General features: G+C 58.6%; 12 protein-coding genes and 1 pseudogene. 7 read left to right on the top strand and 6 right to left on the bottom strand.

All coding sequences use genetic code 11. From position 1 onward, the window contains the following. The 6 genes from ACLD9W_RS07490 to ACLD9W_RS07465 form a co-directional block, all read right to left on the bottom strand. Positions 1 to 137, bottom strand: a 137-nt coding sequence (locus ACLD9W_RS07490; protein WP_410841437.1) for a transposase, incomplete at its 3' end; no start/stop codon positions are given. A gap of 453 nt (positions 138 to 590) precedes the next feature. Next, positions 591 to 1,457 (bottom strand): SIS domain-containing protein, encoded by an 867-nt coding sequence (locus ACLD9W_RS07485; RefSeq protein ID WP_410841436.1) that lies wholly within the window; start codon positions 1,455 to 1,457, stop codon positions 591 to 593. A gap of 110 nt (positions 1,458 to 1,567) precedes the next feature. Continuing rightward, on the bottom strand, positions 1,568 to 2,260 hold the full coding sequence (gene pgl, locus ACLD9W_RS07480) for a 6-phosphogluconolactonase (RefSeq protein ID WP_410841435.1): 693 nt from the start codon (positions 2,258 to 2,260) through the stop codon (positions 1,568 to 1,570). Next, positions 2,253 to 2,642, bottom strand: a complete 390-nt coding sequence (locus tag ACLD9W_RS07475) for a hypothetical protein (RefSeq protein ID WP_410841434.1) — start codon at positions 2,640 to 2,642, stop codon at positions 2,253 to 2,255. Before ACLD9W_RS07475 ends, pgl begins: the two co-directional genes overlap by 8 nt. A gap of 467 nt (positions 2,643 to 3,109) precedes the next feature. Then, the gene (locus tag ACLD9W_RS07470) at positions 3,110 to 3,700 is read right to left on the bottom strand and encodes a DUF4274 domain-containing protein (RefSeq protein WP_410841433.1); all 591 of its coding nucleotides are present in this window, start codon (positions 3,698 to 3,700) and stop codon (positions 3,110 to 3,112) included. Between the two features lie 82 nt (positions 3,701 to 3,782). Further along, on the bottom strand, positions 3,783 to 4,448 hold the full coding sequence (locus tag ACLD9W_RS07465) for an OmpA family protein (RefSeq protein WP_410841432.1): 666 nt from the start codon (positions 4,446 to 4,448) through the stop codon (positions 3,783 to 3,785). A 128-nt stretch (positions 4,449 to 4,576) separates the two neighbouring features. Between ACLD9W_RS07465 and glyQ the strand changes: the two genes are divergently transcribed. From glyQ to ACLD9W_RS07430, 7 genes and pseudogenes are all read left to right on the top strand, one after another. After that, positions 4,577 to 5,488 carry a glycine--tRNA ligase subunit alpha gene (gene glyQ / locus ACLD9W_RS07460; RefSeq protein ID WP_410841431.1) on the top strand — a complete coding sequence of 304 codons (912 nt, stop codon included), beginning with the start codon at positions 4,577 to 4,579 and terminating at the stop codon, positions 5,486 to 5,488. A 196-nt stretch (positions 5,489 to 5,684) separates the two neighbouring features. Beyond that, entirely contained in the window at positions 5,685 to 6,482 is a 798-nt protein-coding gene (locus ACLD9W_RS07455; protein ID WP_410841430.1) for a virulence RhuM family protein, read from the top strand. A 66-nt stretch (positions 6,483 to 6,548) separates the two neighbouring features. Continuing rightward, positions 6,549 to 6,635: pseudogene (locus tag ACLD9W_RS07450) on the top strand (hypothetical protein); the annotation flags it as partial. A 33-nt stretch (positions 6,636 to 6,668) separates the two neighbouring features. Then, positions 6,669 to 6,836, top strand: coding sequence for a hypothetical protein (locus ACLD9W_RS07445; protein ID WP_410841429.1), 168 nt, complete (start codon positions 6,669 to 6,671; stop codon positions 6,834 to 6,836). 73 nt (positions 6,837 to 6,909) lie between these two features. Then, on the top strand, positions 6,910 to 8,757 hold the full coding sequence (gene msbA / locus ACLD9W_RS07440; RefSeq protein ID WP_410841428.1) for a lipid A export permease/ATP-binding protein MsbA: 1,848 nt from the start codon (positions 6,910 to 6,912) through the stop codon (positions 8,755 to 8,757). A 309-nt stretch (positions 8,758 to 9,066) separates the two neighbouring features. Beyond that, positions 9,067 to 11,127 (top strand): glycine--tRNA ligase subunit beta, encoded by a 2,061-nt coding sequence (gene glyS, locus ACLD9W_RS07435; RefSeq protein ID WP_410841427.1) that lies wholly within the window; start codon positions 9,067 to 9,069, stop codon positions 11,125 to 11,127. Positions 11,128 to 11,278: 151 nt separating this feature from the next. Further along, positions 11,279 to 11,767, top strand: a complete 489-nt coding sequence (locus ACLD9W_RS07430; RefSeq protein WP_410841426.1) for a GNAT family N-acetyltransferase — start codon at positions 11,279 to 11,281, stop codon at positions 11,765 to 11,767. The last annotated feature ends 311 nt before the right edge of the window (positions 11,768 to 12,078 follow it).

Below are 12,078 nucleotides of genomic sequence, written 5' to 3'. Positions count from 1 at the left end.
CCGGTGCGGACTATCCACAGTACGGCCTCAAGAAACAGGCGGTTGTCTTTGGCGGTTTTACCCGGGTCGGTTTGTTTACCCGGACAAAGCGGTTCGATGGCTGCCCACTGGGCATCGGATAGGGTATATCTGGTCATATCTGTATGATACTGTGAAAAATTGAATGTCAACAGTCCCTACGGTTTTAAGGCTGGCTTGAATGTCAACAGACCCTAGGGCGTGTTGACAATCAACATTTTGGCGGCTTTTTCGTCCTAAAACGGCATCTGCCGCGTTGAAAATACTCGCCTATGGGCGGCATAGGCTCGCATTTTCGCCTTGCATCTGCTGTTTTATGCCGCCAAATCCGCTGCAAAAGTTGAATGTCAACACGCCCTAACCCTCCCCCATTTATGTTCCGAAGGGGTACTGGCGGGGGAGGTAACGCTGTTATTCCGACGGGTTTCAGAAACGTCATTCCCGCGAAGGCGGGAACGGCCTCAAAAAACAAGCCGCAGGCCGTCTGAAAGCATCGAATCCGCCGTGCACAACAATAGGCCGTCTGAAAACCCGAAACGGGGTTTTCAGACGGCCTTTTCGTTTCGGCGTTTTCAGACGGCCTCTTGACCTTTGCCCCTGCCCGCGTCCACATGCCGCCCTTGCAGGCTGCGTTTGCCTTTTTCCAGTTGCAGGCTGGCGGTTTCGCCCAGGCGCAGGGCAAGGCCGATGGCGAGGATGTCGATGACGGTCAGTTGCAGCAGGCGCGACACCATCGGTGTGTAGCGTTCGCTGTCTTCCTGTGTGAACACGTTGAGCACGCAGTCGGCCAATTCAGCCAGCGGCGAGCCGGCGCGGGTGACGGCGATCACGGCGGCGCCGTTGGCTTTGGCGGCCGCCGCCACGTCGAGCAGGCCGGAGGGCGTGCCCGATTTGGAAATCACCACCGCCACGTCCTGATCGCTCAACACCGCCGCCGCCATCAGCTGGATGTGCAGGTCGGAATAGGCGACGGTGGAGATGCCGAAGCGGAAGAATTTGTGCTGCGCGTCCTGCGCGACGATGCCGGAATTGCCGACGCCGTAAAACTCGATGCGCCGCGCGTGCACCAAGAGCGACACGGCGCGTTCCAACTCGGCTTCGTCAAGAAAGCGGCGCGCGCCCAAGATGGCGGCGGCGGTATTGCCGAGCACTTTTTCCATCACGGCGGCCATGTCGTCCTGCGCGTTGAGTTCTTCGTGGACAAAGGGCATGCCCTCGTTGCCCATGTCGGCGGACAAAGCGATTTTGAATTCGGGCAGCCCTTTGAAACCCATGCTGCGGCAGAAGCGGATCACGGTGGGCTGGCTGACGCCCGAGCGGCGGGCAATGTCGGCCACGGCCGCGTGGACAAACCATTTGGGGTCGGCCAGCGCGCATTCGGCAACTTTGCGCTCCGCACCCGACAGGGCGGAGAGCGACAGACTGATTTGGTTCAACACTTTATTTTCCTTTGTTTTCTCTTTTGGTTTATTGCCGTTTTCAGACGGCCTGAGGCCGTCTGAAAACGGGGTTTGAATAAAATTGAAACATGGTTCGCGCAAACGGCGGCTCAGACATCGGCCGCATAATACACGGCGAAGGAAGGCGCGGCCGCTGCGGCAAGTCCGACGGGGAGCGCCGCCGAAGCTTTGGCCTCGGCGCGGCGGTAGACGGCCAGCTTGTCCGCACCGGCAATCGCCAGATAAACGCGTGGCACGCGGGCGATTTCCGCCAACGCCAGCGAGATGCGCTCATGCGGCGCGGCAGGCGGGGAAACGTGCAGCAGCGGCTGCGGGTAATCGGGCGAGAGGCCGTCTGAAAGCTGCGGCGCGTCGGGAAACAGCGAGGCGGTGTGGCCGTCGCCGCCCATGCCGAGCACCAGCACGTCGGCGCGGCGGTAAAGGCGCAGCGCGGCCGCCACGGCTTCGGCGGGCGGCGGCACGGTGTCGCCGTCGGCCACCAGCGCTATCCACTGCGCTTCGGCGGCGCGGTTTTGCAGCAGGTTTTCCCGCACCAGACGCGTGTTGCTGTCGGGATGCGTGGTGGGCACGAGGCGCTCGTCGGCCAGGGTAACGGCAACGTTTGCCCAGTCCAAATCTTCCTGCGACAGGGCGCGGAAAAAGGCAAGGGGCGAGCGGCCGCCCGATACGGCCAGCACGGCGTTGCCTTTTGCCGCCAGAGCATCGCGCAGGTGTTGCGCCACGGCTTTCGACAGGGCGCGGGCGGCGGCTTCGGCGGTGGGGAAGGTGTGGAAATCAGTCATTGGTTTTTCCTTTTATTTTTCGGAACAGGCTTTTCAACGACGCGGCAAAGAAATACAGAACAATGGGCAGCGCCCGACTGCCGCCGATAACAAATAACGAGTATTTCGCCAATGTGTCCCAAGCGAGGGCAACCGCTCTGTCGGGCGGCAGCATAAACGGCAGGGTAACCATCTTCGCAGCCAGATAAAGCATAAGCAGCCTACCACCCGTGTTATTAAAGCCCTTGTTGATATAGGCAAACACGTTTTTGGGCACGGCAAAACCATATGTGAGGGGCTGTTGACATTTGGTATTGCGGTTGCTTTTACGCCATAAAACGGCATCTGCCGCGTTGCAAATCCTCTCAAGGTGTCCAACCTTTCTGCGGTTTGCGCCTTGCATCTGCCGTTTTATGACGCAAAACCCGCTTCGCAAACCAATTGTCAACAACCCCTAGAGCAAAAACCGCAAGCGGAAGGTATAGGGAAACGCCGAACAAAGGGTAGTTTTCCGTTTTGCTTGCGGAGAAATAAAGGCATACGGCTAGGGTCTGTTGACAATCAGCCTTGCGGCGGTGTTTTTGGCAAAAAATACCCGCCTGCCGCGTCAAAAATGCTCGCAAGGTGTCCAACCTTGCTGCGCTTTTTTCCTTGCATTCGGGCATTTTTTACTCAAAAAACCGTCTCGCAAACTGAATGTCAACAGCCCCTAGGCAGTATGCCGTCTACGCGCAGAAAAGCAGTTTGACGGTTAAATCTCTCATGGCAAAAACGGTGGGGGCTGTTGACAGGCCGTCTGAAAAACGGGAAACGGGTTCCGGCTTCGGCGCAGCTGCGTTTTCAGACGGCCTCAAAGCGTCGGTTTAATGCTCAAACCAATCCCTGCCACAGGGCGGCGGGGATTTTGTCCAACGGAGCGGCGGGGATTTGCGCGACTTCATCCGCATCAAGCATGGCGGCGATGTGTTCGGGTGCTTGGGCAAAGCCGCCGCTGCGGGCTTTTTCTTCAATGGCAACCAGCAGCCGGGCAATATGGAAATGAATGCTGTCTTCCTGCACGTTTTGCGGCGAGCCGTGGTCTTGGTAAAAGGCGGCGGGTTGGCACAGCCAGTAAACCTGCTGGGCGGTGGCCAGCGTGCAGGCGGGATGGGCGATAACCCATAGGGGCAGACCCGCGCCGGCGTCGTAGTTGTAATGTGTCATCAGAAAATGCAAATCTTCGCCGGTGAGCGCGGCATCGGCGAATTTCTGTTTGGTTTCGGCGGCGAAGGCGTCAAATCCGATTTCGCGCTGGCGCAGAATGGCCTGATGCCATGCGGTGTAGGCTTCGTCTTCGCCGTCGTCGTCTTCCAATTCGTCGGCAAAGTCTTCTTCGTCCATTTCGTAATAGTAGCGGTCGTGCGCGGCACAGACGGCAGCGGCGAGTTTTTCCAGTTCCAGTTGGCGTTGTTCGTTCGGCATATATTGTTCCTCAAAGGGTTGCAAAAAAATCAGGCCGTCTGAAAAACCGTTTTTGGGTTTTCAGACGGCCTCCCGTTTCCGCTTATTCGGCAAACACTTCCACCCTGCGGGCTTCCTCGCCGCTGCCGGCTTCGGTGTTTTCCGGTTTGCGCAGCTCGATTTGTTTCTCGGGCACGCCGAAGCCTTGCAGCACGGAGCGCACGGCCAGCGCGCGGCGTTTGGACAATTCTTCGTTGAAAGCGGCATTGCCGGTGTTGTCGTGATAGCCGGACACCACTACTTTTTTACCCGCCAGCGCGGCCACCAGCACGTCTTTCAGCGCCTGCTGCGCACCCGGCGCGACGTCGTCCTTGCCGCTAGCAAAGTAGAATTTCACCGCGCCGTTGGCCGTGACGATTTTCGCCTCGTCCTGATTATCCTGCGGCGCGGCCTCGGCTGCCGGTACGGCCGAAGCGTCCGAAGCGGCTGCTTCGGTTTGCGGTGCGGAAATTTCGATAACGGTTTCTTCAACCGCCACGGCATCGGGGATACCACTGCCCAAAACGGGGGCGCTGCCCTCAAGTTCCTGCGGCATCTGTGCCGGTACGGACGCTTCAGACGCGGCGCGGCCGTAATCGGGCGAACCTTCTATGCGGCCGGTTTCCCAACCCCACACCGACAAAAACAAAACGGTCAGCACCGACAAACCTGCCGCGCCGCCGACCAGCCACAAACCGATTTTCTGTTCTTTCTGCTGATTGCTGCTCATCACATTCCTTTTACAAAAGACAAACAAAAATTTTCGCCATTATAAAGGCAATGTCCGCGCCAAGCTATCCAAAGCCCCGCCTAAACAGTAAAATGCCCACTTTTCTGCGAATCACACAACTTTCCGCCATGCTGACTTTCCAACAAATCATCTTCAAACTACAAAACTATTGGGCCGCCCAAGGCTGCGCCATCATTCAGCCTTTTGACATGGAAGTGGGCGCGGGCACATCCCACCCTGCCACCTGCCTGCGCGCGCTCGGCCCCGAGCCGTGGAACGTTGCCTATGTGCAGCCCAGCCGCCGCCCCAAAGACGGCCGCTACGGCGACAACCCCAACCGCCTGCAACATTATTACCAATTCCAAGTCGCGCTCAAACCCGCGCCCGACAACATCCAAGATCTCTATTTAGGCAGCCTGAAAGAGCTGGGCATCGATCCGAAAGTCCACGACATCCGCTTTGTCGAAGACGACTGGGAAAACCCCACGCTCGGCGCCTGGGGTTTGGGCTGGGAAGTGTGGCTCAACGGTATGGAAGTTACCCAGTTCACCTATTTCCAGCAGGTCGGCGGCATCGACTGCGCCCCCGTGCTCGGCGAAATCACCTACGGCATCGAGCGTTTGGCCATGTATCTGCAAGGCGTGGAAAACGTGTACGACCTGGTGTGGACCACCACGCCCACAGGCGACCAACTCACCTACGGCGACGTCTACCATCAAAACGAAGTCGAACAGTCCACCTACAACTTTGAATACAGCGACGCCGCCTGGCTGCTCGAGCAGTTCAACGCCTACGAAGCCCAAGCCAAACGCCTGCTGGCGCTCGAAGACGCATCGCTTGCCCTGCCTGCCTACGAGCTGGTACTTAAGGCAGGCCATACGTTTAACCTGCTCGACGCACGCGGCGCGATTTCCGTAACCGAACGCGCCACCTACATCGGCCGCATCCGCGCCTTAAGCCGCAGCGTGGCGCAAAAATATGTGGAAGGGCGCGAGAAGCTCGGTTTCCCGCTGTTGAAAACGCAGGGAAAAGCAGCCTGAACAGGTTTTCACTTCGTTGAAGCTGCGCTTTCAGAAACGTCATTCCCGCGTGCTTGAGGCGGGAACGGCCTTTGATGCGCAGCAAGGCCGTCTGAAAACATAAAACGGTGTGGCCGCTGCTGTTTTGGCTGCCGGTGTTTCTGAACGGCGGATTTTTCCGAACGGCTTTCAGGCTGCCTGAAAAAAGGTCGGAACCATGAATAATCCCATCGAAATCTATCAGACTTCAGACGGCCAAACGCAGGTGGAAGTGCGCTTCGGCCAAGAAACCGTGTGGCTGTCGCAGGCGCAGATGGCGCAGCTTTTTGATACAAGTGCCGACAACATCAGTCTGCATTTGAAAAACATCTATGCCGAAGGCGAGTTGGACGAGCAGGCAACTACCGAGGATTTCTCGGTAGTTCGCACCGAAGGCAGCCGCAAGGTTACGCGCCAAATTAAGCACTACAATTTGGATGCAGTTATTTCAACAGGCTATCGCGTTAAGTCTCGTTATGCCACGCAATTTCGCATTTGGGCAACCGCCCGCCTGAAAGACTACCTGCTCAAAGGCTACGCGCTCAACCAAAGCCGTTTGCAGCAAAACGCCGCCGAGTTGGAGCAGGCCGTCGCCCTTATCCGCAAAACCGCCGCTTCGCCCGAATTAACCGTCGAAAGCGGACGCGGTCTGGTTGATATCATCGGCCGTTATGCGCAAACCTTTCTCTGGTTGCAGCAATACGACGAAGGCTTGTTGAGCGAGCCCAAAGCCCAGGCGGGCGGCACGCTGCCCACTATCGGCGAAGCCCGCGCCGCGCTGGCAGAGTTTAAGCAGCAGTTAATCACGCGCGGCGAAGCCACCGAACTGTTCGCCCGCGAACGCGACGGCGGCCTTGAAGCCTTGTTGGGCAACTTAAAGCAAACCGTATTTGGCGAACCCGCCTATCTTGGGGGGGCTGCCTGCATTTGGTGTTGCGGCGGCTTTTCCGCCATAAAACGGCATCTGCCGCATTGAAAATACTCGCCTATGGACGGCATAGGCTCGCATTTTCGCCTTGCATCTGCCGCTTTCTGACGCAAAATCCGCTTCACAAACCAAACGCAGACAGCCCCCAGCATCGAAAGCAAAGCCGCGCACCTTCTGTATTTCGTCGTCAAAAACCATCCGTTTTCAGACGGCAACAAACGCAGCGGCGCATTTTTGTTTGCCGATTTCCTGCACCGCAACGGGCGTTTGTTTAACACGCGCGGCGAAGCCGTGATTAACGACACCGGCCTGGCCGCGCTCACGCTGCTGGAGGCCGAGTCCGACCCCAAACAAAAAGACACGCTTATCCGCCTGATCATGCACATGCTTCAGGCAGCCTGACGCTTTTCAGACGGCCTCAGCCTGCCGCCAAAGGCCGTCTGAAACTCCCAACCCGACCGGAACGCCCTACCCCATGACCGAAAAATCCTTCAGCCTGTTTAACAAACAAGACACACAGAATTTCAGGCGGCTGCTCGGCTACATTCTGCCGTACAAAGCGCGCATTTTCTGGGCGTTTGCCGCCATCGCCGTGGTTGCGGCGACGGAAAGCTATCTGGCAGCCTTTATCGCGCCGCTGGTCAACCAAGGTTTCGCCGCGCCCGAAGCCGCGCCGCAGCTGGGCGAGGCAGGACACTGGTATGCCGCGCTGGTCGGCCTGAAAGAGAAGATGAACCACCTGATTTGGGGCACGGAACACAAGCTGTGGGCGGTGCCGCTGTTTCTCGTTTTTCTAATGACCCTGCGCGGGCTGGGACGCTTCGTCAGCGACTACCTGCTCTCGTGGGTGGGCATCGAAGCCATGCGCGCCCTGCGCCGCGACATGTTTGCCAAAATGCTGCGCCTCTCCTCGCAGGTGCAGCAGGACGAATCCTCCGGCAACCTGTCCGGCCGCTTTCTCGTACAGGCCAACATCGCCATTTCCAACGCATCAAGCGTGTTCACCACCGTCTGCCGCGACAGCCTGATTGTCGCCGGGCTGGTGTTCGTGCTGCTCTATCTCAACTGGCAGCTCAGTTTAGTGGTCGTGATGATGTTCCCGCCGCTGCTGTGGCTGTCGTCGTATTACCGCAAACGCCTGAAAGAGCCGCAAATCGGCGCGCAAACCACCCTGTCGGAACTGACCTCCGTCATCAACGAGCTGCATCAGGGACACCGCATCGTCAAAATGTTCGGCGGCTACCAAAACGCCCTCGACCGCTTCGCCGCCGTCAACGACAAAATCTCGCGCATCAACAAAAAAATCGCCCAAGCCTCTTCCGCCCGCTCGCCCGTGAGCGAGCTAATCGCCTCCGTCGCCCTGGCCGTCGTCATCTTCATCGCCCTGTGGCAGAGCCGCAGCGGCACCACCACCATCGGCGAATTCATGGCCTTCATCATCGCCATGCTGCAAATGGTCGCACCGATCAAAAACCTCGCCAACGTCGGCATCCCCATGCAGGCCATGTTTATCGCCGCCGACAACGTCTGCGAATTTCTCGACATTCCCGACGAAGCCGACAGCGGCAGCAAAACCATAGACCGCGCCGAAGGTCGTCTGAAATTCGACCACATCAACGTGCGCTACGCCGGACAGGACAGAAAAGCCCTCGACGACTTCTGCCTCGACATCGCCCCCGGCGAAAAAACCGCCCTCGTCGGCAGCTCCGGCAGCGGCAAAACCACCGCCGTCAACCTGCTTCCCCGCTTTGTCGAGCCCGAATCCGGCAGCATCTTTCTGGACGGCATCGATATTGAAAACCTCACCCTCGAAAGCCTGCGCCGCCAGTTTGCCCTCGTGTCGCAAGACGTCTTCCTGTTTGACGACACCCTGTATAATAACGTGCTCTACGGCCGCCCCGACGCCTCCGAAGCCGACGTGGAAGCCGCCCTCAAAGCCGCCAACCTGTGGGACTTCGTACAACAGAACCCGCAAGGCTGGCACATGCCCATCGGCGCGAACGGCAACCAGCTCTCCGGCGGCCAGCGGCAGCGTGTCTCCATCGCCCGCGCCATATTGAAAGACGCCCCCATCCTGCTGCTCGACGAAGCCACCAGCGCACTCGACAACGAATCCGAACGCCTTGTACAACAGGCACTCGAACGCCTGATGAGCAACCGCACCAGCATCATCGTCGCCCACCGCCTGTCCACCGTCGAACAGGCCGACCGCATCATCGTCATGGACGGCGGCCGCATCATCGAACAGGGCAGCCACGCTGAACTGCTGGCAAAACAAGGCTACTACGCCGCCCTCAGCCGCAAAATGCCCGCGCCGGAATGACTTTCAGACGGCCTCACCACCTGTCCTTCAAAGGCCGTCTGAAAAACAAAACCGGCAAACTGAAACCCTTTTTCAGACGGCCTCGTAGGGTGTGTGGCGCAGCCACGCACGCGGTTTGAAACACAACGGCAAACCCCCTTTTCAGACGGCCTATGCAGGGTGTGTCGCCCCGCGACGCACGCGTTCTGAAAGAGCAAAAAACCTTTCAGACGGCCTCAATATCCCGCAAAGGCCGTCTGAAAACACAGTCCCACCCGTCAAAACAGCAAAACCCCACCGCCCGCGCGGCCGGAAAACAGAAAGCAAAAAATGACCCAAACCCTCTTAATCGAACTCCTTACCGAAGAACTCCCCCCCAAAGCCCTCAACAATCTGGGCAACCATTTTGCCGCCGCCGTGGCCGAAGGCTTGAAAAAAGCACAACTGATTCAAGGCAATGTGCAATATACCGCCTACGCCTCGCCGCGCCGTTTGGCCGTGCAGGTGTCAAACGTCAAAGCCGTGCAGGATGACCAGCACGTTGTCAAAAAAGGCCCCGCCGTCGCCAACGCCATGAAAGACGGCGCACCGACCAAAGCGCTTGAAGGCTTCGCCCGCTCCTGCGGCGCCGACATCGGCAGCCTGAAAATCGTTCACGACGGCAAGCAGGACGTGTACGCCCACGAGTTCACCCAAGCGGGCAAGCCGCTCTCTGAGCTTTTGGAAGACATCATCAATCAGGCGGTGAAAAAGCTGCCGATTCCCAAAGTGATGCGCTGGGGCAGCAGCACGCACACCTTCGTGCGCCCCGTGCATGGCTTGGTGATTTTGCACGGCGCAAACGTCGTGCCCGCCAGCATATTGGGTTTGCAAAGCGGCAACAGCACTTTGGGGCACCGCTTCCTTTCAGACGGCCTGATTACCATTGAAAACGCCGATTCCTACGCCGAGCAAATGCGCGAGCAGGGCAAAGTGATTGCTTCGTTTGCCGAGCGCAAAAATGCCGTTCAGACGGCCTTAAACCAACACGCAGGCCGTCTGAATGCCACGGTGGCCGCCGATGAAGCGCTGCTGGACGAAGTGGCCGCGCTGGTGGAATGGCCGGTGGTGCTGGAAGCCGGTTTTGAAGCGCATTTTCTCGAAGTGCCGCAAGAATGCCTGATTCTCACCATGCAGCAAAACCAAAAATACTTCCCGCTTTTGGACGCAAACGGCAAATTGATGAACCGCTTTTTGCTGGTGTCCAACCTCGAAGCCGCCGACCCCTCGCACATCATCCACGGCAACGAACGCGTTTTGCGCGCGCGCCTGTCTGATGCCGAATTTTTCTACAAACAAGACCAGAAAAACACGCTTGAAAGCCGTCTGCCCAAGCTGGCAAACGTGGTGTACCACAACAAAATCGGCTCGCAGGCCGAACGCATCGAGCGGCTGCAAAGCATCGCCGCCCACATCGCCGCCGCGCTGGGGGCAGACCGCGCCCAAGCCGAACGCGCCGCGCGGCTGGCCAAAGCCGACCTCGTTACCGAAATGGTGGGCGAGTTCCCCGAGCTGCAAGGCACGATGGGCAAATACTACGCCCGCCTCGACGGCGAAAACGCCGCCATCGCCGATGCCATCGAGCAGCACTACCGCCCGCGTTTTGCCGGCGACGCGCTGCCCGAAAGCCCTGTTGCCACCGCCGTTGCGCTGGCCGACAAACTCGAAACCCTGGTCGGCATCTGGGGCATCGGCCTGATTCCCACCGGCGACAAAGACCCCTACGCCCTGCGCCGCGCCGCGCTGGGCATTTTGCGCATGCTGATGCAGCACGGCTTGGACGTAAACGACCTGATTCAGACGGCCTTTGCGAGCTTCCCGCAAGGCTTGTTAAACGACAAAACCCCCGCCGAAGTGGCCGACTTTATGCAGGCGCGGCTGGCCGTATTGCTGCAAAACGATTATCCGCAGGATATTGTGGCCGCCGTACTCGCCAAACGCCCCGGCCGTCTGAACGATTTGGCCGCCAGGCTCGACGCCGTCGCCGCCTTCAAAACCCTGCCCGAAGCCGCCGCGCTGGCCGCCGCCAACAAGCGCGTGCAAAACCTGCTCAAAAAGGCCGATGCCGAATTGGGCGCGGTAAACGAAGCCCTGTTGCAGCAAGACGAAGAACGCGCCCTGTACGCCGCCGCGCAAGCCATGCAGCCCAAAATCGAAGCCGCGCTGGCACGTCAGGACTTTCAGACGGCCTTGTCGGAACTGGCCGCCGTCAAGCCGCAGGTCGATGCCTTCTTCGACGGCGTGATGGTGATGGCCGACGATGCCGCCGTAAAACAAAACCGCCTGAACCTGCTCAACCAGTTGTCGCAGCAGATGAACGCCGTGGCGGACATTGCGCTGCTTGGCGAGTAAACAAAAGCAGCCTGAAAACGGCTTTTGCGGTTTTCAGGCTGCTTTTATTGCAACAGCCGCAAGTCGGATACTTGTATCCGACACCTTGCTTTCAGACGGCCTCAAAGCAGCCTGAAAACAAGCCAAGTGCCCCCAAACAGGAAAACACGCCATGCCCCAAACCGTTACCCTTGTGCCATACGACCCCGCACACGCCGCCGATTTGGACTACCGTCTGCACGGAGAGCAAGCACAATACTCGGTTTCGCCCCAAGAGCGGCTGCAAAACGGCCGGTTCGCCGCGCCCGACTGTTTGGCCGTAACCATTTTGTGCCAAAACCGCCCCATCGGATTTTTCATCCTTGATAAAGGCAGCAACCGCCTTACTTACAGCACCAACCCCCGCGCCGTATTGCTGCGCTCGATGTCGGTCAACCCCGCATATCAGGGTCAAGGCTGCGCCCGCGCGGCGCTGGCTGACGATAAATTGGCGCCGCTCATCCGCAGCATATTGCCCGACTGCGACGAAATCGTGTTCGGCGTACACCACGCCAACCGCGCCGCCATCGGCCTGTACCAAAGCTGCGGATTTGCCGATACGGGGCGAACCTTTATGGGCACAAAGGGGCTGCAATATATTTACAGCAAAACGATTCGGTAAAAGGCCGTCTGAAACAATAAATCAAGCGGGTAGGTTGGGTCGCGACCCAACAACATGATTAAATCTCTTGCCAAATGTTGGGTTTGGCAACCCAACCTACCTATTGAAATGGGTATGAACGCGTTTCAGGCTGCCTTTTCAGACGGCCTCAAGGCAGCCTGAAACCCCAACCGCCGTCATTCCCGCGCAGGTGGGAATCTGCTCCGAACCACGGGCAACGGCGGATAAAACCACTCGCAGCAGCCGAAAAAGATTCCCGCCTGCGCGGGAATGACGGAGTACACAGGCCGTCCACCCGAAAAAGACCCCCA

Source organism: Neisseria sp. WLZKY-1 (assembly GCF_046546535.1).
Lineage (GTDB): Bacteria > Pseudomonadota > Gammaproteobacteria > Burkholderiales > Neisseriaceae > Neisseria.
This window is presented reverse-complemented; position numbering and strand designations above follow the sequence as displayed.

Excerpts from the sequence above, each read along its gene's own strand:
- pgl (WP_410841435.1), bottom strand. The coding sequence starts at position 2,260 with ATGACTGATTTCCACACCTTCCCCACCGCCGAAGCCGCCGCCCGCGCC.
- ACLD9W_RS07475 (WP_410841434.1), bottom strand. The coding sequence starts at position 2,642 with ATGCAAGGCGCAAACCGCAGAAAGGTTGGACACCTTGAGAGGATTTGC.
- ACLD9W_RS07470 (WP_410841433.1), bottom strand. The coding sequence starts at position 3,700 with ATGCCGAACGAACAACGCCAACTGGAACTGGAAAAACTCGCCGCTGCC.
- ACLD9W_RS07465 (WP_410841432.1), bottom strand. The coding sequence starts at position 4,448 with ATGAGCAGCAATCAGCAGAAAGAACAGAAAATCGGTTTGTGGCTGGTC.
- glyQ (WP_410841431.1), top strand. The coding sequence starts at position 4,577 with ATGCTGACTTTCCAACAAATCATCTTCAAACTACAAAACTATTGGGCC.
- ACLD9W_RS07455 (WP_410841430.1), top strand. The coding sequence starts at position 5,685 with ATGAATAATCCCATCGAAATCTATCAGACTTCAGACGGCCAAACGCAG.
- msbA (WP_410841428.1), top strand. The coding sequence starts at position 6,910 with ATGACCGAAAAATCCTTCAGCCTGTTTAACAAACAAGACACACAGAAT.
- glyS (WP_410841427.1), top strand. The coding sequence starts at position 9,067 with ATGACCCAAACCCTCTTAATCGAACTCCTTACCGAAGAACTCCCCCCC.
- ACLD9W_RS07430 (WP_410841426.1), top strand. The coding sequence starts at position 11,279 with ATGCCCCAAACCGTTACCCTTGTGCCATACGACCCCGCACACGCCGCC.